This is a genomic window from uncultured Desulfovibrio sp. (assembly GCF_902477725.1).
Classification (GTDB): Bacteria; Desulfobacterota; Desulfovibrionia; order Desulfovibrionales; family Desulfovibrionaceae; genus Desulfovibrio.
In genome coordinates this window covers 185938-206216 of sequence record NZ_CABSIF010000001.1, presented here as the reverse complement: position 1 = coordinate 206216, position 20279 = coordinate 185938, and the positions used below count along the sequence as shown (strand labels likewise).

The 20279-nt window shown below is 56.2% G+C and carries 9 protein-coding genes; 1 reads left to right on the top strand and 8 read right to left on the bottom strand.

Annotated elements, in window-relative coordinates; all coding sequences use genetic code 11:
- Positions 1-347 precede the first annotated feature (347 nt).
- Positions 348-11549 (top strand): VCBS domain-containing protein, encoded by an 11202-nt coding sequence (locus RDK48_RS00845; RefSeq protein WP_298996143.1) that lies wholly within the window; start codon positions 348-350, stop codon positions 11547-11549.
- A 116-nt stretch (positions 11550-11665) separates the two neighbouring features.
- On the opposite strand, the gene RDK48_RS00840 is transcribed toward RDK48_RS00845, so the two are convergent.
- The 8 genes from RDK48_RS00840 to RDK48_RS00805 all read right to left on the bottom strand — a co-directional run bounded on the left by RDK48_RS00840 (position 11666) and on the right by RDK48_RS00805 (position 20278).
- Positions 11666-12589 carry a phosphoglycerate dehydrogenase gene (locus RDK48_RS00840; protein ID WP_298996141.1) on the bottom strand — a complete coding sequence of 308 codons (924 nt, stop codon included), beginning with the start codon at positions 12587-12589 and terminating at the stop codon, positions 11666-11668.
- Between the two features lie 246 nt (positions 12590-12835).
- Positions 12836-13018 (bottom strand): hypothetical protein, encoded by a 183-nt coding sequence (locus RDK48_RS00835; protein ID WP_298996139.1) that lies wholly within the window; start codon positions 13016-13018, stop codon positions 12836-12838.
- 127 nt (positions 13019-13145) lie between these two features.
- The gene (locus RDK48_RS00830) at positions 13146-15122 is read right to left on the bottom strand and encodes a sigma 54-interacting transcriptional regulator (RefSeq protein WP_298996137.1); all 1977 of its coding nucleotides are present in this window, start codon (positions 15120-15122) and stop codon (positions 13146-13148) included.
- 335 nt (positions 15123-15457) lie between these two features.
- On the bottom strand, positions 15458-16888 hold the full coding sequence (locus tag RDK48_RS00825; protein WP_298996135.1) for an SLC13 family permease: 1431 nt from the start codon (positions 16886-16888) through the stop codon (positions 15458-15460).
- Positions 16889-17415: 527 nt separating this feature from the next.
- Complete coding sequence (gene buk / locus RDK48_RS00820) at positions 17416-18492, bottom strand: butyrate kinase (protein ID WP_298996134.1); 1077 nt, start codon at positions 18490-18492, stop codon at positions 17416-17418.
- A 109-nt stretch (positions 18493-18601) separates the two neighbouring features.
- Complete coding sequence (locus RDK48_RS00815; RefSeq protein ID WP_298996132.1) at positions 18602-19507, bottom strand: bifunctional enoyl-CoA hydratase/phosphate acetyltransferase; 906 nt, start codon at positions 19505-19507, stop codon at positions 18602-18604.
- 16 nt (positions 19508-19523) lie between these two features.
- The gene (locus tag RDK48_RS00810; RefSeq protein ID WP_022659689.1) at positions 19524-19748 is read right to left on the bottom strand and encodes a 4Fe-4S dicluster domain-containing protein; all 225 of its coding nucleotides are present in this window, start codon (positions 19746-19748) and stop codon (positions 19524-19526) included.
- Complete coding sequence (locus RDK48_RS00805) at positions 19748-20278, bottom strand: 2-oxoacid:acceptor oxidoreductase family protein (protein ID WP_298996129.1); 531 nt, start codon at positions 20276-20278, stop codon at positions 19748-19750. Before RDK48_RS00805 ends, RDK48_RS00810 begins: the two co-directional genes overlap by 1 nt.
- Between the last annotated feature and the right edge of the window lies 1 nt (position 20279).

Genomic DNA, 20279 nt, shown 5'->3' with positions numbered 1-20279 from the left:
CAAACCACGGCAAACTGTTTTTGCCAGAGCTGGGTACCACGCGTGGCGGCAGCAGCCGTATTTGCGCGGGCCAGTGGCGGAGGCCGCCCCTGAGCCTCTCATAGACATGATTACTACGCCGAACCTGCTTCGGGTTCCGGTGTGTCGATAAAAAGGGTTGTCGGCAGCATTGGCTGCTGGAAGCTTTTCCTTTTTATTCGCGAAGGTTTCCCCTTCTTTATTCCCCGTCATTGCGGCGCATTGGCGCCTTTTTTCCGCAAACGCGTGAGTGCCGTTTTTGCGGCTTATGCCGTTTTGCGTGTTAAACCGGGTGTTTTTGTAATGCCCAGTAAAAAGAAGGTATTTCCATGGCAGACATCAAGCTTGTTCGCCCCTCCGCCGGTCAGACTGCCGTTATTCCCAGCGCGCCCGATGCCCGCATGGTTCTTGATTTTTCTGCTGACCAGGTCAGCATTGAACGTCCGCAAGGTTCCGACAGCCTCTTTTTCCGCTTTGACGATGGCGCAGCCATTGAATTGCAGAATTTTTACACCCAGTACAACAAGGACGACATTCCCTCATTTGAGGTTGACGGTCAGCTCATTGCGGGTGCGGATTTTTTCAACGCCTTCGGGCCTGACCTTGCCCCTGCCGCCGGCCCTTCGGCATCGCCCACCCGCAGCGGCAGATACAGCGATTTTGCCAACGCGGGGCTTGAAGACGGCGTAAACCACCTTGACGGGCTTGATTACCGTCTTGGCTTTGGCGGCGATACCCAGCCGAACATCAATCCTTACGCTTCGTCCTTTCTCACCAATGCCGCACCCACATTGTCCACTGGTGGTGCAGCCATTGCCATTGGCCTCACGGAATCCGCATGGGACGGCAAAACCGCCAGCGCCGCACCTGTGGTCAGCCAGAGCGGCTCATTTTCTGTGGCCGACCCGGATGGCGACAGCCTGACCACCACCGTGAGCATGGGCGGCAAGGTTGTAGCGGTCAGCACCGCTGGCCCCACGACTATTGAAAGCGACTACGGTACGCTTGTTATCACGCCCAAGGGCGGCGGCAGCAATGTCACCTTTGAATATACCTACACCCTCAAGCAGGATCCCGACAGCCCCACAGACAGCCTTGCTGAAGGCGAGAAGCAGGCCGACAACATCGTCTTCTCCATCAGTGACGGGCAGGGCCATACCGTGACCCAGCCCATCAATGTTGTCATCACTGGCAGCAACGATGCGCCGGATATTACGGGGGTTGGCTCTACGCTGACGCTCAAGGAAGGCGGAGTCTACGCCGACCAGCCTGTGGGGGACAAACTGCATGCGGATGAGCTGAACGGTGCACCCGGTGTGCAGGCTATCCTGAGCGGCACGATTACGGCTCATGATCCCGACCACGGTGCGCAATTGTATTTTGGCCTCAAGGATGTGAACGGCAATCTGCTGGACATGACCAGCGTCAACGCTGACGGCACCCTCAAGGGCACGTTTGTGATCGGTTCTGTTAACAATCCTGACCATACTACTTCCGATGTGGTGGTGACGGGCATAGCCGAGCAGGGCGGGCAGATTGTCATCAGCACCAATTATGGCGATCTGGTGCTGGGAAAAACCAGCGACACCACGGCCACGTATACGTTTACGCTGAAAAACGTCGATGGCGAGGGGGCCACCAACAAACTGGCCGAGGGCCAGCAGGTCAGCCTGAAGTTTGAGCCCTATGTGCGTGACGAGCACGGCGCTGAAGACGGCAACAGCTCAACCCTGCGGGACGGCACCGTGGCGGGCAACGCCATTGTTATCAACATCCTGGGCACCAACGATACGCCCACCATTACGCAAAATACCTGGAACGGCCAAAGCGGCAGCACCGCCCTGAGCGCTACCCTGACTGAAGCCAGCGACAGCACCGCCCAAAGCTCTGTGACCGGCACGATCATCGGGCATGATGTGGATAATGGCGACTCGCTGCACTACGGTCTGATCCAGCCCGGCAGCGACACCATGCACGGCAAGGTGTATGTGGTGCTTGCCAGTGACGGGCATACCTTAACGACCACCACGGATGCATCCACCGCCGCCACAGCCAAAAACTATGTGGGCGAATTCACTCTGACAGAAGATGCAGACCCCACCAAGGGCGCATCCTACAAGTTCACTCTGTACAATGATTCGCCCGCCGTGCAGGGCATGCAAGATGGCGATTCGCGGGATGTTTCCATCGGTCTGGTGGCACGCGACAGCTTTGGCGCCTATGTGCAGGAAAGCGTCAGCGTTACCGTCAAGGGCGCTAACGACACGCCTGTCATCACTACCGCACCGACTCTCGCCGCAATGTCGGTGGTGGAACTCGGCGTCAAGAATGTGCATGGCGACCCCAACGAGGCCTTTGCAGGCACGCCCAAGGATGCGGATTCTGGACACAGCTTTACTGTGACCGATGTGGACAATAACGACACTCAGTCCGTCAGTATCGCGGTGAAGGAATTGCCGGGCGCGGCTTTTAAGGACAACCATGACGGCACCTATACCGTCACCACGCCCGAAGGAACGTTTACGCTCACGGCGGGTGCCGCCGTTGCCAATGATTCCGGCAGCAGCAAAACCTACACGTATTCCTACGAGCTGAACAACAACGCCAGCGAAACGCAGGCCCTCCATCAGGGCGAAACGCGCAATTATACTTTTACGGTTACTGTCACGGACAGCAAGGGCGTGCATGTTGATCAGGCCGTCAGCCTGACCATCACGGGCACCAACGACCAGCCCCAGTTGACCATAACTCCCGGCGACTCCGGCACACTGAAGGAAGACGCTGCCACAACCACCTCCGCAGGCACCTGGGCCGTGGCCGATCCTGATAACGATGGTGCCAGTCAGACCCTCTCCATTGCAGGCATGGGACAGACCGCCAGCGGCTCAATGAATATAAACAGCCATGCTGGCAACCCCGTTTCCGTCGCAACGGACTACGGAACATTGACCCTGAAGTCTGACGGCACCTATACTTACGAGCTGGATAACAGTAAGCCCGCCGTGCAGAAACTTGGCGAGGGGCAGTCGCACACGGAAAGCTTCACCGTTACCACCACAGATATCCATGGAGCTAACCACTCCCAGGCAATAACAGTGGTTATTAACGGCACCAATGACAATCCCGTCATTGGCAGCTCCGCTATCGCTGTTGACGTGATTGAAAAGGGCGTGCAGGGCAGCCATGACCCCGCCCACTCCAATGATCTTTTCAACGGCACGGTTGCGGCTCAAGGCTATGTTACCGCCACGGATGTGGACGATAACGACAATTCTGGCGGCAAACCCGAGCTGACCTTCAGCGTGGCCGCCGGAACCGGCACCACGGTGGACAACAGTGGAACCAACAGCGCAACAACCGTAACCACCAGCTACGGCACACTTGTTATTGACCCCAAGACTGGCGCTTATACCTACACGCTCGACAACACCAAGGCCGATGCGCTCAACGAAAACCAGAAAGTCACGGAAACCTTTGTGGTCAAAGTGGCGGACGGGCATGGCGGCTCAGTAACCCAGCCCATTACCGTGACCATCACAGGCACAAACGACAGGCCCGATCTTTCCCTGGCAGCACCGAGCGCCGGTTCCTTTAAGGAAGACAGCGGCAGCTATCAGGCCAGCGGCACCTTTACTGTGGCTGATGCCGATGCTGACGGCACGTTCAAGGGCAGCACCAACGGCGCGGCCAACCATAGCTATGCCATCGCTGGCGGCACCTCCGGCGGTGAAACCACTACCGGTACGGCCAGTGTGGATCCAGGAACTGGCGTGGCTACCTATACGACCAAGTTCGGCGTTCTTACCGTCAATCCGGACGGCACCTACAAGTATGATCTGAACAATGGCTCCAATGCGGTGCAGAATCTGGGCGAGGGACAAACCCATACCGAAACCTTCCAGGTCAAGGTGACGGACCTGCACGGCTCCACGGACACGGAAACCGTTTCCTTCACAATCACGGGCACCAATGATCAGACCCTGATTGACAAGAACAGCGGCACCCTGACTGTCAAGGAAGCGGGCGTGACCTCTGAGGCTGACCCCACGCATACGGGTAGTTCTTCGGGCATATCTGGCTACAACAACTGGGCTGCTGATGGCACGAAAATTTCTGTGCCCGATCCTGCCAATCCGTCGGAAATGAAGGCTGCTCCTGCCGTAAGCACAGGTTCGTTTACCGTGACGGACAGGGACACCAGTGATGTTCTCAAGGCTACGCTCAGCGGCCCATCGGGAGTAGATCTGAGCGGAATTCACGAAATGAATGGCAAAGGCACGTGGACCGTCAATGATACCTACGGCACCCTGACTGTTATTGGCGTGAAAAACGGCAACACCAGCGATGGCTCGGAATCGATCACCTATTCGTACAGTTATGCAGTAGATCAGTCCAAGACTGAGAGCTTGGCCCAAGATCAGACCAAAACTCTGGACTACAAGATTACTGTCACGGATAGTCACGGCACTCCTGTGGAGCACAATATCACCATCAACGTGCAGGGCACCAATGATGCGCCCACCGTGACGGGCCAAATCCTTACGCTGAAGGACGACGGACGGCTGGACGGCGGGAACGCTCATATGCCAGCAGATACGGCAACGCCAACTGCCCATGGCAACAGCTATGCTGCTTCGGTTGAGGGCGAGTTGGCAGGCAAGGATTCCGACACCGGAGCCACGTTAACGTATGGCCTTATCAACTCCACTGCTGCTGCCGACCTCGATGCTTATAAGCATTTGGGCACGGATTCCGGCGAGCTTTCGACAGGTACCGTGGCTGGCACCTTTGTCAAGGATGGCACGACCCAGACCACGACCATCGGCGCAGACATGGTTGCGAGCACTGGCGCATATCCCGGCACTGGTGGCGGCAACGCCACGGTTATCAACGTCTACGCCGCCGGACAGCCGCATACGGCGGATAACCTCTACGGCACGCTGTACCTCAATGAAGCCACCGGGCAATATACCTTTACGCTGGCTACGGGCAGCAGCGTAGTCAACGCCCTTGGTTCCGGCGACAAGCTCACTCTGAACTTCCAGGCCGTGACTGTGGACGAACACAACGCGTCTTCAACGCCAACTATCATCCCCATTGTCATTTACGGCACCAATGACAAGCCCGAGCTTACACTCGCCTCTGCCAACCTTGACGTCACCGACCAGACTGCCGTCACAGCCGCTTCCGTTGATGGTAATATCACGGTTAAAGACCCCGACGATGTCGTCACTGGCCCGGACACAACAATAAAATTTGGTATCATGGCGAATGGCGTGACTGGCGATGAAGGTACAACACCAGCCACAAGCACATCAGTGGATGGCAAATACGGTACGTTCAACATTGATCCTGCCACTGGCAAGTATACCTACACAATCGCTAAAAATAATGCCGACGTCATCAGTCTTGGCAAGAACGAAGAGCATTCCGAGACCTTTAAGGTGGCAGTGGTGGACAAGTTCGGTGCTTTCGACATCAAGGAAGTCACCGTGACGATCCACGGCCATGACGATCCCACCATCATCAATACTGGCTGGGTCACGCCCAGCAATGCTGTGGTGGAGTCTGGTGTCAACCCGGTCACCAGTGCCGCTGCTGCTGCCAATGCCGCCAAAATGCAGGACGGTAGCGCTGGCGTACGCACTGCCACTGGCTACATTGGCGCGCATGATGCCGATACCACGGACAACAACGCTCTCGCCTCCGCTGCTGAAAGTGCCAAGCTGCACTATGTTATTCAGGTGGGCGGCAAGAACTGCGATCTGAATGCCCTCATGGCTGGCACAGGTCTGCAAACGGGCACAGCCAGCATAGATGCCGATGGCAAGCTGACCCTTACGGGTGGTTCTGCCAGCACTCTTGACGTGGGGCAGGCCGCCAAAGATGCCAGCGGCAATATTGTCATCAAGCTGGAAAACGGTTCGCTGACCATCTCCAAGGATACCTCGCATACTGACGCCAACGGCACGTCCGTGTTCAAATACGTCTACACTGTGGACAATACCGATGCGGATGTGCAGGAAAAGAACTTTCATGAACACACAGAGGACAACTTCTCAGTAGTCGTTCATGACACTACAACGCATACGGACGTGGTCACGGCCCCAGTTTCCATACGCATTGAGGGCGCCAACGACAGGCCTATCATTACACAGGCTCCTGCCGTCACCCTTTCTGAAAGCGATGTGGATTCCACGACCGGGCGGGTAGAACTGCTGGATTACGAGCAGACCGGGGGCGCAGCCCAGACGGTATCTTCGGGGTTCACCTTCTCGCTGGTAAAATCCACCACTGACTATTCTGGCGACATGCCAGTTCAGCAAGGCACATACGGTCGCCTGATCATTGATCAGGCCACTGGCGAATACCGCTATGAGCGTACAGAAGACCTGACATCACTTGCCAAGGGCAGTTCCGTTACCGATACCTTCTATGTGCGCGTCAAGGATGCCGACGGTGCGTATTCTGAAATCAAGCCCATTGTCATTACCATCACAGGTGAGGATGCCGCAGGCAAGCTGGCTGGCAACGCCCTGACCGTCAAGGAAGACGGCGTTACAGGTTCAATCCAGGGCATTCTGCACTATACCGAGGCTGACAAGCTGGGCGCCAACAAGGCGCAGCCTGTTGATGCCAGCGGTGGAATACTCGCTGCCGGGGTTATTCGCGGGCATCTTGGGGTGAATGATCCGGATACCAATCTGGATGCCGATGGTCATGCCCTCAAAAACCTCACCGCAGGCGCGGAGAAAGATAGCTACAGCACCTACACATACAAGACCCTGTCCTATACTGACGGCACGGGTACGCATGATGTTGGCGGCAGCGGCAATGCCACTGCCGGGTATGACTACAAGGTTGGCGACTACGGCACATTGCATGTGAACGGGGATGGTTCCTATACCTTCACGCCTGATACCAGCAGCAAGGCATTCAATAGTCTGGCCCAGAATGAACATGTCAGTGTGAACCTCGACATAACCGCCCACAGCGACAGTGCTTCGCACGGTCAGTCCATTGATGGCTCTCTCAGCATTACCATCACCGGCACCAACGATGTGCCGGTGGTGGATATTACGCAGGGAGCCTTTTCGGTAGACAAGTATACCGACAGCTTCACGGGCGTTGAAAACAGCTCCGCCCAGTTTACTGGAGCCATAACCGGGGATACGGCAATAGACTACCTTGTGACCCACCAGAATCTGCTCCAGAAGTATGTGGAGCAGGAAGCTAAAGAGATTATTGATAATCTCAAAGATCACGGAGGGTTGCTTGCTCAGGGATTTATAGCCCTGGCTGGTGAAGCCAATGCTATTAAAGCTCTTGTTGATATGGCCAGCGGCGTCAACAGCTTCTTGGACAAACTTGGCGCGCTGGATGATATCCTCAAACTGGCCGGTCGCACAGACGACATCACCAGCTTCCTCAAGGGGGAGCTTGCCGGGCACACTGTTGTTGTGGACAGCGACGAAACCGCGGTTTGGTCAAACTCCCACGGCGGCGATGTTGTGGTGCGTGGTATGCTTAACACCAAAGACATCGTCAGCGATGTGGACCATGGTACCAAATTGAGCTTCTTTGCCCTGGAAGAAGACAATAAGGGAAACACCACAGGCAATCTCACACAGAGCATAAAGGGCGAATACGGTACGCTGGTAATCCATTCTGATGGTTCCTACCAGTACGTGCTGGACTTCAACGGCCAGGAATATAAAGACTTTGCCAAAGGACATCCCATTGGCGGGCTGGCCAGTGAGACCTTCAAGGTTTATGTGCGCGACGAAAACAACGCTGTGGCAGATAAACCCATTGAGCTGGTTATCAATGTAAAGGCACCATCGCTCGGCGATGGTGGCAGTGGTAGCGGCAGCGTTGGTGATCTTGATATTCAGTCGATTGATAATGTTAAGGTTCAGGAGGACGGCACTACATTTGCCAAGGGCAGCGTACTGGATGAAAAAAATTCCCACCACCCCCAATACGATTCGGGCTTGTGCCTCACGGGCAAATATACAACTGTAGACGCTAATGGCACTACTCCATTACATGCTGAAAAAAATGTCAGCAGCATTCCCACGAAGTACGGAACCATCACACTTCTGCCCGACGGTTCCTATACGTATACGCTGAACAACGACAGCTCCGAAGTGCAGCAGCTCCGGGCTGGTGATAGCATTACTCAGAAGTTTGAGATTACCAATGGCAGCGATTACAAAACAATCACCATCACCATCAATGGCAGCAACGACAAGCCGTACGTGGTTTCGCAGAACGATACCGTGGCCCTGGAGCAGCATGCGGACGGCACCTGGGCGCAAACAGACCCTTCTGGCTCCTTCACCCTGGCTGATGTTGACAAGGGTGAAACAGACAAGCTTGAACCAACCTCGTATACGGTTACGGGCAAGCTCGGCGGCATATTCACTGTCACCAAGGGCAGCAACGGCAATTTCTCCTACACCTATGCGGCTCCCGCTGGCGGCACGAACTACAGCGGGCATATGGAAGACAGTGCAACGCTGACTCTTTCCAATGGCAACACTGTTGGCGACAAGGTGGATGTCAAACTGTCCGCCGATCTTAATTACGCCAACGACAAGCCCAGCGCCCCTGTGCTGGTGGCTGGTTCTGATGTCGCGGTAACGGAAGATTCCCCGGCGGACATGGTGGCCAAGGGCTCCATTACCGCTACAGATCCGGACGTAACCGCGACCGGTGCGCCCAAGGATGCGCTTAGCTTCGCCATTGTAGGCAGCGACGGCAAATCCACGGGTATGGTCACGGACAACGATTATGGCACCCTGATCATGGGCAAGGATGGCAAGTACGAATTCCATCTCAATACCAGCAGTGAGGCTGTGCAACAGCTTGGCGACGGGAAATCGCATGAAGTGACCTTCACGGTTCGCGCGAGCGATGGACATGGCGGCTACACTGATGCGCCTCTCACCGTCACCGTGAATGGTGTCAACGATGCCCCTGTCATTACCCTGCATGCCGATGGTTCCAGTGTGGCTGGTTCGGGCGCGGCCCTCTTTGTGGCCGACGGTCAGGCAAACCTGACAGTCGGCGGGACGGCAGTGACGTACGATGTTGATGCGGGCGACAGCCTCACGCTCAACCTCAACGGGCATGCCATCGCATCTGGCAGCACTTCCGTCACAGAGGCTGTGTACGCCTACAGGGATGCCTCTGGCTGGCATACGACAAGCACCTCGTCTGGCACGGTGTACATGGGCCTGCTGGAACTGAACAAGGACGGCACCTACAATTTCCAGGGCGACAAAGGCGGTATTGCGCATCTTGCCCAAGGTGAAACCCTGACCATCGACGCCACAGTCGGCGTGAGCGATGGTAGCTTAACGGATACAGCAAAGGTTGCCGTCACCGTCACGGGCACCAATGACGCCCCCAAAATGGAGGCCTTTGATGCAGGTGCAACAACGCTCACAGATAATGGCTCTAGCGCTCAGACGCTTTCGGGCTCCATTACCGCCTCAGATGTGGATGGTGATACGCTGACCTACTACATCATGTCTGGCGGCAAGTATGTGACGGAACTGCATGATGGGCACGGCACTCTCAAGCTTGTGGGCAGCAGCTATACCTACGAGCTTGATGCTGATTACGCTAAGAACCTCGAGGCCCAGGGCAAGGATGTTGCAACCGCAGGCGGCTCGTTTACCGTTGTGGCTGTGGACAAATACGGCGTTGAGGCCAGCCAGACGCTGGCAATCACCCTCAAGGGCGTGAACAACGACCCCACCTTCACCGCGCCCAGCCTTGCCATTGTGGAGGGGGCAATCCCTCTCACCGGGAACCTGGGTGCTGCGGACGTGGACACCAACGATGCCGGACTGCTGACATACAGCATTGCCTACGGCTCTAGCAGCGCCACGGCTTCCGGTGCAACAAATGCTGTTGTGGAAGGGCACTACGGACAGCTGACCCTGGATGCCTCCGGCAACTACAAATACACCCTGACCAACCACGAACTGGCCCAGGGTGCGAAGGCCACGGAAACCTTCACCGTTATAGTGAATGACGGGCACGGCGGCACGGTAAGCCATGACGTTGTTGTCAACATCACCGGCACCAACGATGCGCCGGTGGTAACAGCCTCGACCTATAATGCGGCTACGGAAAGCGGAACATTCGCATTCAGCGATGCAGATGTGGCGAATGCCCACACCCTGTCGGTCAGCATCGGCGGTGTTTCTGCAAATGTAGTGAAAGACTCTGGCGGCGCGTATGTTGCCCAAACCCAGATCGGCAACTTCACGTTTACGCACGACGGTACAGACACATCGGGTTCTGGCCAGCAATGGAGTTATACCTTTGTGGCTGATGCCACCCTCGCTGCCAGCATGCGGGAGGGTACGCATACTGACTACACTGTAAAGCTTGGCGTTAATGACGGAATTGGCGCGGTGGATTCCAGTGTAACTGTATCGGTAAATGGCACCAACGAGGCCCCCATTGCGGTAGATGTGGATAATGGGCTGCTGTTCGGGCATGTCACAGCGATCAATAATGAGCACTCCGATGTGTTGGCATTCCAATCCGATGCCAGTGGAAGTCACCTCGGCACCATGCATATGCATACTGACGGCAGCTATGAATATGCTCTTGGCACGGCAGAAAGCGCTCTTGGCACTCTCCGGAATGCTTATGACTCTTCTTCCGATGGGCATGTGCATGACCAGTTTGGCTTCAGCGTAACCGATGGTCATGAAACCAGTACGGAGGCCACCCATTCCGGCAGCTTGAGCATTGATCTGCACGATGGCGCGCAACTGGATGCCGCTGGCGGGCAGTTGCTTTTTGCCAATGGAAACCTCACCGGCACCGAGCATAATGATGTCATCCTTGGCGGTAGCCATGACGATATCCTTTACGGTGGCGGAGGCGACGACATCCTCTACGGTGGCGCTGGACACAATGAATTATACGGCGGGGACGGCAACGATACCCTTTATGCCGGTAATCAGGGTGACCATCTCTACGGCGGGGAGGGCAACGATCATCTCTACGGTGGCGCTGGCAATGACTTTCTGGACGGCGGAGCCAATACTTTCGCCATTGATCACGGCGGCAACCATCTCTATGGCGGCGCAGGTAATGATGTGCTGGTCTTCCATCAGGGCGACACCATCGATGGCGGCGACGGCACAGATATGCTGGTGGTCAAGGGCGGCAGTGTGGATGCCCTGTTTACAGGAGCGGAACACGCCAAGGGCGTGGACGGAATCACAGGCGTGGAGGTAATGGTCAGCACCTCCGGCGATGCTTTGAACAACCTCACCGATATGGCGGAAATTGCTTCCAAAACCGGGGTTTCCATCAGCACTGGCAGTGACGGCAGCACCGCTGTGTCATTTGATGCTTCGCATACATGGACAACCACTACCCAGACTGCGAGCAATGGCACCGTGTGGGATGTACACAGCACAACTATAACTACCGACAGCGGGAGTGAAGCCGTACAGGTTGCCGTGCAGCATCTGACGACCAATCAAGGCGGCTAGGGGCGCGTCATGTCCCTCTGAGCAGTAAATAACAGCCCGCCCGCATTCTCCTGTGAGGATGCGGGCGGGCTGCATTTCGCGCCCACAGGCGCGTACTATTCAGGCCGTGAAGCTGCTTACAGCCCCAGATCGCGCAACAGGTTGGCCACAGCCATGTTGCCCATGGTTTCCGTGGCACCTGCGGTGGAGGATGAGCAGTGCGAACCCATCACAAGGTTGTCCAGTTCATACCATGCCGCATCAGCCGGGGGTTCCTGTTCAAATACGTCAAGGCCCGCGCCGTAGATGCTGCCCTCTTTCAGGGCTGCCAGCAGGGCGGCTTCGTCAATAAGCCCGCCGCGCGCGGTGTTGATCAGCACGGCTGTCTTTTTCATGCTTGCAAGGCGCTGGGCATTGATGAGGTTGCGGGTGTCATCCGTCAGCACCGTGTGCAGGGTGATAAAGTCGGCCTCGCGGCAAATGCGGTCAACATCTGCGCGTTCCACGCCTTCCTTGGCGGCCCAGACATCGTCCCACACAACATCATGGGCCAGAATCTTCATGCCAAAGCCCTGTGCGCGTTTGACCACGCAGCGGCCAATGGCCCCAAGGCCGATAATGCCGATGGTTTTGCCGTACAGGTCAATGCTGGTGATCTTGCCCCAGTCTTTCTGGCGGCAGCGGCGGTCGATAAGCCCGGCTTTGCGGGCCACCATGAGCATGAGGGTCAGGGCGTAGTCGGCCACGGCATTGCTGTTGGCCCCCACGGTGCGCGAAACTGCGATGCCGCGCTCCTTGCAGGCCGCAAGGTCGATATTGTCCAGCCCAACGCCGTATTTGGCAATGGCCTTGAGGCCGGGGGCAGCGGCCAGCACCGGGGCGTCCATGGGGTCAACGCCAAGAATAACGCCAGCGCAGTCGGCCAGTTTTTCCTTCATCTGCTCGGCGGAGAGAATGCCGCCTGTGTCGTTGCGTATCACTTCCAGCCCGGCCTGGGCCAGACGGTCAAACAGCTCGGGATTGGTTTTGCCGAAAGAACGGGGTGTTACAAGAATTTTCACAAAAACTCCTTGTGCGGATATGGCAGAATCTGGGCCGGGAACCGGCGCATACAGCCTTACTATTCTGCGGGTATTTGTCAACGCGCGCGGGTAAACGAAAAAATGTCGGAACGACGGCAGCCGAAGGCCAAGATGGCCGCTTGCTGCCGGGCCGCAGCCTGATCCTGATTCGTGGTTTACCCTCTCAACGCGCAACAGCCGCCGGGCAGTACCCGGCGGCTGTTCCTCTTCGTACGGCAAAGCGTATTAAGCCTGCACGTCCAGCTTTCCGCCAATGCCCTCGGCGGCAAGCCCTTGGCTGCGCATGTTCTGCTCCATTTCAGCGCCCTTATCAATAGTTCCGTTGATAAGCGCGGCAGACATGTTGGCCTGAATGTTCAAAGCGCTTCTGGCCAGGCTTACGTTCATGCCCATCTTCACATCGTCCATGGCTTGCTCCTTGGCCGCTTGTGCGAACCTGTGCATCCATCTGATCGGCAAAAGCGCAAAAAACTGTAGGGCAAAAATACAAAAGCAAGACCAGCCGTGATTATGGGCGTCAGATGCGCGGCTGGCTTCAGGTCATATTCGCCTTGGGGTCAGTCCTCCCCTGTTCTTCGCCTTCAAGTTCCTTGAGCTTTTTCCACACGGTCACGCGGCTGATGCCAAGAGCGTCAGCGAGAGCTTTTTTGTTGCCGCCGTGCTCTTCAAGCGAGGCCTCAAGAATGAAACGTTCCATCTCTGCCATGGTGCCGCGTGGCACCTGCAAAACATCATCCAGAGGGTGGCATGGGCCAGACATGCCCTGCCGCAGGCAGTGCCGCCGCATGATGTCTGTAATCAGCGCGTCAAAGTCCTGTTGCTCGTCATAGAGGGTAAACACGCGCTCCAGAATATGCTCCAGCTCGCGCACATTGCCCGGCCAGCCGTGCGCTGACAGCGCGGCAAGCGTTGCATTGTCAAATTTGAGGCGACTGCGTCCGGCCACGTGTTGATGGCTTTTTTTGATAAAATGGGCAATGAGCGTGGGGATGTCTTCCTTGCGCTTGCGCAGCGGCGGTATTTGCAGCGGCAAGATGTTGAGCCTGAAGAACAGGTCGCGCCGAAAAGAGCCTTCCTGCGCCATGGCGTAGAGGTCGCGGTTTGAAGCCGCAATAATGCGTACGTCAATGTTGATTACACGGTCGCCGCCAATGCGGAAGATTTCTTTTTCCTGCAAGGTGCGCAGCAGACGCACCTGCGTCGCGAGGCTCATTTCGCTGATTTCATCCAGGAACAGCGTCCCCCGGTGGGCCAGCTCAAACATGCCCGGCTTGCCGCCCTTGCGCGCTCCGGTAAAGGCCCCTTCCTCATAGCCAAAAAGTTCGCTCTCCAGTAAGTGCTCGGGCAGGGCCGCGCAGTTCAGGGCCACAAAGGGGCCTTTTTTGCGCTCGCTGAAATTGTGGATGCTCTGGGCAAAAAGCTCCTTGCCGGAACCTGTTTCTCCTTCAATGAGAATGGAGGCGCTGCTGCGGGCATAGCGCTTGGCTTCGGCCACAACCGGGCCAAGGGTATTTTTTGAACCGATGATGTCTGAAAAATTGTATTTTGCCACCAAACCCTTGCTGGCAAGCTGTACGCGGGCCTCAGCTTCGATTTTCTGGATTTTGGAAAGTTCCTGAAAAACAATGATGGTGCCCTGATCATGCTCGCGAACGCGGATAGGTACGCGGTTGACCACAAGGGTCTTGCCCTTGAGGGGCAAGACCTTGTCCACGGTGTATTCGCCGTTGCCGAGCATCTGCTTGAGTTCCGGCGGCGTTGACGGGGCATCAATGTCCATGCCCACCAGCTTCTTGCCGTGCAGGTCAAGCATCTGCTTTGCTGGGCGGTTGCAGATGGCAATGGTTTTGTCGCGATTGACGGAAACGATGCCGCTGAGAGAATAGTTGATAATATTGTTCAGGCGGCGGGAGCGTGTACGCTCCTTGATGTGCTGGTCAACAATGTTGCGGGCGGAAAGCACAGCCTGATGCACGCTGTCCTTGCTGGAACGTATGAGATAGTATGGCAGGCCGTACTGTGCCGCCTTTTCAATGACGCATCCGCCAAATCCGACAATGGCAACATCTTTCAGCGTGGGAAGGCGGGCAATGATACTGTTGAAGTCCTGCTCGTTGCGGTAGATGACCTGCCGGAAATTTTTAAGCCGCGCAAAGGCCGCCAATGATTCAATATCAACGCTCAGATTGCTGTCGTAGGTGATGCAGAGCAGGTTCTGATGACGCTCTGACGCTTCGCGCAGGGGGGTGACGATATCGTTGGCTGTAATCTGGATGGGCACCACAGGTGTTTTGACCATATGCTGGATGGCAATGGCCGTTCCCGCCTGGCTGATGATGACATCGTAACGGTTTTCCACCTCAAGCGCGTGGAGGTGCCCGCTGTTGTAAATGCCGCCATCAAATACATCCACCTCAACGCCGAACTGGCCTGCGGAGTGGCGCACAAGCTGGGCCATTTCACCATAAATGGAAACGCAAAGAATACGCGGTTTGAAACTGGCTGGCAGCATGGGGGCCTCGTCATCTGAATGGTTCGCACATGGCGTATGCGCCGGGTGGTGTTAAAAACATAAACCTCGCTGTATGCAAAGTAAACATGAACAGCATGAAATATTGAATGAATACAGCAGGTATTGAAAAAACACAGGCCAAAACCTGTCTTGCGTCAGTGCCGCTTTGCCCTGCCATGCAAGCAACGCAAGCCAGGAATGTCTTGCACCGTTTATGCCGTGATTATCTCGTATATTCTGTTCAACGACGCAGTCACGGCAAGGATTTCACAATAAAATCCATGCCGCGACTGCGTAATAAATCCGACTTGCGTACCGGATACGCCGGAACCCCGTTATTTTATGAGGCCGAGCATTTTCCAGTAGGGTATGCTGATAAGAAAGGCCACTATACATATGGCGGTATAGGCAGCCGAAAGTTTAATCATGGCTGAGTGCCGCGCCATTTTGCCCTGTGTGCCGAAATGGGCGCAAAGGTAAATGGAGTTCATGTAGCTCAGGTACCAGATATCGCTGCCGGCAAAGGTGACCATGCAGGCGATCCAGGGGTTCATGCCGTGGGCGATCATGATGGGCGGAAGAATCAGAACAAAGATGGCCGAGGCGGACGTGAGCGACACAATAACCAGTTTGACGAGCGAGGCCACAACCACCAGGGTCACAATGAACAGGGCGGGTTCGGAAATCACGTTGGCAAGAAGGGGCTGCAGCTCCGTACCAAGCCAGCGGTCAACCTTGAGAGACTGGATAACCGAGGCCATGTTCAGGATGCTGCCCACGAAAACAACGGACGACCAGTCGATGCCCGTCTTGAAATCATTCTTGTCCATAACCTTGAGCAGCATGAGCACGCACATGGCCATGAGGGAAACTTCACCGGCAGATATCTTGTGCAGCGATTCGGTCATCCACATAAGCAGGGTGACAATAAGTACGCCCATGCACAGCTTTTCATTACGGGTCATGGGTCCGAGCTTTTCAAGCTGGGCGTTGCTGTAGCCTGCGGGCAGGCTGACTTTTTCCTTGGGCTTGTAGCAGGTCACGATAAAAAGACCCATGCCGAGGAAAACGCACACGCCATAGGGCAACGACCACAAAAGCCACTGCAGCCACGTAACGCCGCGATAAGCCTCGGGCAGCATGCCCACCAGCACGTAATGGCTGAACGAGCCGCTCATGAACATGTGGCCCATGAGGATAAAGCCCACATAGCATGCGCCGAACAGGCCGTTGGCGGCGTTGGACTTGCGTTCAATGCCAAGTTCATCGCTGATGCCCATGGCAATGGGCGAAGAAAGCGTGGCCTTGGCGTTCATGCTGGGAATGAGCGGCCCGATCACAGTGCCCGAACCAATCAGCCCCCACACCTGACCGGCAAAACTGGCAGGGAACAGCTTGAGCACCCAGAGCGAGATGCGCTTTAAGAGACCTGTTTTGCCTGCCACTGCGCCCAGGGCGAATGCACCGACCATGATCCACCAGCCGGAGGTGGAAAACGTGGCAAACGCTGTTTTGAAGGGCACGCACTTGAAGGCCGACCACAAGATACACATCATCAAACCGGTGACAAATTCTGGCACGATCTCGGTGATCCACCAACCCACAGCCCACACGGTGATGCCAAGAGCAATCATGGTCTTTTCGTTCAGGCCTTCTGGTGGCGCTTGCAGGGCAACCCAGATACCAAGGATGATGGAAAGAACAGACCCCGCAAGGCGAATGTTCTTGACCAGATTCCCTTTGTTTTCAGCAGCTATTTCAGCCATGACACTCCCTCTGTGTAAAAAAATGGAACGGCCTCAGGGCAAAAAAATGAACGAAAAATTAAAAACCCCGGAGCAGACCGGAAATGCAAAAGAGGCGCAAGCAACCCAACGTAAAAATATCTTTTGTTTCATATGTTGAGCGTCACTTCAGATACAACCACAATAACGCTCTTGCCGGGCTCTAGTGCGCGCATGCCAAACACAAACAACCAGTCTGTTAAACGCGTTTGAGATATCCACAGAATCTCTTTATGCGCTTTGTTTTTGATCCCGCTTTGGGCCGCATTTGCGCCATGGGTATCGTAAAAATATTGTTTGTTTTTCAGCTAACTGCAATGTGCCGTGCGCCAGTGTTTTTTTGCGCTAACTATGTCAATAAGCAAGCTAAATGTTGCGTTGTCAGCAATGCGCCAACAGGCCGGAACGGTATGTCGCTCGCAGGGGCAAGGCGGGGATCCGCCTTGCCCCTGAGGGGGCTGCTTGATCTACAGGGATTGGGGTAAGCAGCGCGACACGGGTGCACCTGACTATTCGTGGAAGGTATGGAAACCTTCTTCCTTGCGCAGTACGCGCAAAATTCCGTATGCCAGCGCTTCCAGCTCGTTTTCTCCCGGCAGCACCATGACCTCGCCGAGGAACTGTATCCGGGGCACCACGCGGTCAATGATGTACGAGGAGTTGGCCAATGCGCCGGTAAGCACAACAACATCCACCTTGCCGTTGATGACCGCAGCCAGCGAGGCAATGTGCTTGGCAACCTGATAGGTCATGCCGTCGTACACAAGGCGGGCTTTTTCATCGCCTTCGGCAATGCGGCGTTCAACCTCAAGGGCGTTGTTGGTGCCAAGGTAGGCCATCAGGCCTCCCTGACCGCGCGTGCGCCGCGTGGCTGAATGGCGGTCAAACTTGCCCGAAAAGCACAGGTCGATGAGCTGCCTGTTGGGCAGGCCGCCGGAACGCTCGGGCGAGTAGGGGCCTTCCTCATCAGTGATGACATCAATCATGCGCCCCTGATGAATGACCGTGGCGCTGATGCCCGCACCCATGTGGCTGACGATGATGTTTTTGTCCGCCAGTTTCCAGCCCTTGCTCGCGGTGGCCTTGATGGCCATGGCACGCATGTTGAGAGCATGGCACGAGGCCTTGCGGCGAATTTCCGGCAGGCCGGAGAGCTTGGCGATGTCTTCCATCTGATCCATCACCACGGCATCATAGATGTAGGAGGGGATGTTCAGCGGCTTGGCTATTTCGTGCGCCAGCAATGCACCGAGGTTGGAGGCGTGGTCGTCAATGGGGCGGTGCCGCAGAAAATCCAGCATGCCCTCATCAACAAGATACGCGCCTTGCAAGAGTGGGGGCAGTTTGCCGCCACGCCCGGCCACGGCGGAGAGCTGGTGCAGGTCAAACTGCTCTTCTTGCAGCGCCTTCAGTATGGCATCCAGCCGGATGGGAAACTGGGCGACGTTGCTTTCAAACCCGCGCAGGGATTCTGCCGGATGATCCACTTTTTTCTGGAACAAAAGCTCATGGTTCTTGTAAACGGCAATCCGCGTGGAGGTGGAACCGGGATTGATGGAAAGAACGGTATAGTTGGTTTCCGCCATGTCATATCCTTGTGGAACGATGTAAAATGCTCTTGCTGTTATGGGCTGCCGCGCCTGATGCGCTGAGCGGCATTGCAGCGCGGCAGCCTGAAACCCTGCGAGCAGGTGGCTACCCCGCGGCAGAGGCCGCAAGAACCATGGTCCTGAACTTGTCTTCAGCGCTCGCGGCGCGGGAATTGAGCACCACCGGCACCCTGCCGCCCACCACTATGCCTGCGGTCAGCGCGTTGGCCGTATGGCGCAGGCACTTGATGAGCACGTTGGCGGTGACAATATTGGGGCACACCAGCAGGTCAGCATCACCAGCAACGGGGCTTTCATAGCCCTTGGTGGCGGCTGATTCCGCGCATACCGCCAGATCATAGGATATGGGGCCTTCAATCAGGCATCCGGTGATCTGGCCGTTCTTGTTCATTTCTTTCAGCGCGGCGGCGTCAACGCTTTCAGGCATTTTTTCATTAACGGTTTCCGCAGAGGCCAGTACCGCAACCTTGGGATTATCAATGCCCATGCGCGCAAGGGCATCCACCGCGTTCTGGATAATGTCGCGCTTCTGTTCGAGCGTAGGCGCGATGTTGATGGCGGCATCGCACAGGGCTAGAAGCTTGGGGTAGGTGGCAACCTGCACAATGTTCATGTGCGAGATCAGCCGCCCGGTGCGGAAGCCGGTTTCTTCCTTGAACAGACCCTTGAGAAGAATGCCGGTCTGGATCAGCCCTTTGAGAATAAAGTTGGCCCGGCCTTCTTTGACCGCCATGCCAGCCCCTGTGGCGGATTCCTGCGGCGTGGCAGTTTCAACAATGGGATAGGCATCGCCCGGCAGGCCTATGGCCTTGAGTTTCGCTGCGATATCTTCCTTCTTGCCAAACAGCAGCGGCTCCACAAGGCCCACTTCAACAGCGTGCCGCACAGCTTCAAGCACATGCTCGTCTGCGGCTTCCACCACAGCCACCTTGCACTTGTGGGCTTTTTGCATCACTGCTGCTTCAAGTTCGTCAAAGCTCTTGTATACCATGACTGACTCCGGCCTGTTATTTTTCCAAAACTTCAATGGCAAAGTCGGGGCAGACCATCATGCATGTGCGGCAGCCTATGCAGGCCTGCGCATTGACCGGAGTCATAAAGAGATAGCCAGCCGCATTGTATTCCGTGCCGAAGTCGTAAACAGACTTGGGGCAGAGTTCCTTGCAGTAGCCGCAACCTTTGCAGAGCACGGCGTCCACGCAAACTTCAAAAGTTTTCTTTTCCTCGCTCATCAGTTTCCCCCCCGGGCGGCTTGGGCAGCAGCAGCGCCCCGCCTGATCACTTCCATGTTAATCTTGGCCACTTCGGGTTTGCCCTTGCGCTCGGCGATGCTCAGCAGCGTGTCCAGAGGCAGTGCACCGGTAAGCGCCATGGCCGCTCCAAGACCGGCAAGGTTGGCCGATTTGGGTGCGCCCAGCTCGTGGGCGATCTCGGTCATGGGGATGCCGATCCAGTTGCTCAGCTGGCGGGGTTTCATGAGCGAGGTGTCGTACACAACAGGGGCTACGGCATTGTCGTAACGGGTGCCCACAACCTCGTTCAGCGCAATGATCAGATTGGGTTTGACGACCTGCTGGAAAAGGATTTCCGCATCATCCATCAGCACTTCGGCGCTGATAAAGCCGCCGCGCTGCGAGATGCCGTACGACTGGGACTGCACCACGTTGCGGCCACCCAGAATAGCGGCTTCAGCAAGGAAGGACGCGCAAAACACAAGGCCCTGCCCGCCGGTGCCAGCCATGATAAATTCATACTGGGCCATG

Coding starts and splice junctions, on each gene's coding strand:
- RDK48_RS00845 (WP_298996143.1), top strand. CDS start 348: ATGGCAGACATCAAGCTTGTTCGCCCCTCCGCCGGTCAGACTGCCGTT.
- RDK48_RS00835 (WP_298996139.1), bottom strand. CDS start 13,018: ATGGACGATGTGAAGATGGGCATGAACGTAAGCCTGGCCAGAAGCGCT.
- RDK48_RS00830 (WP_298996137.1), bottom strand. CDS start 15,122: ATGCTGCCAGCCAGTTTCAAACCGCGTATTCTTTGCGTTTCCATTTAT.
- RDK48_RS00825 (WP_298996135.1), bottom strand. CDS start 16,888: ATGGCTGAAATAGCTGCTGAAAACAAAGGGAATCTGGTCAAGAACATT.
- buk (WP_298996134.1), bottom strand. CDS start 18,492: ATGGCGGAAACCAACTATACCGTTCTTTCCATCAATCCCGGTTCCACC.
- RDK48_RS00815 (WP_298996132.1), bottom strand. CDS start 19,507: ATGGTATACAAGAGCTTTGACGAACTTGAAGCAGCAGTGATGCAAAAA.
- RDK48_RS00810 (WP_022659689.1), bottom strand. CDS start 19,748: ATGAGCGAGGAAAAGAAAACTTTTGAAGTTTGCGTGGACGCCGTGCTC.
- RDK48_RS00805 (WP_298996129.1), bottom strand. CDS start 20,278: ATGGCCCAGTATGAATTTATCATGGCTGGCACCGGCGGGCAGGGCCTT.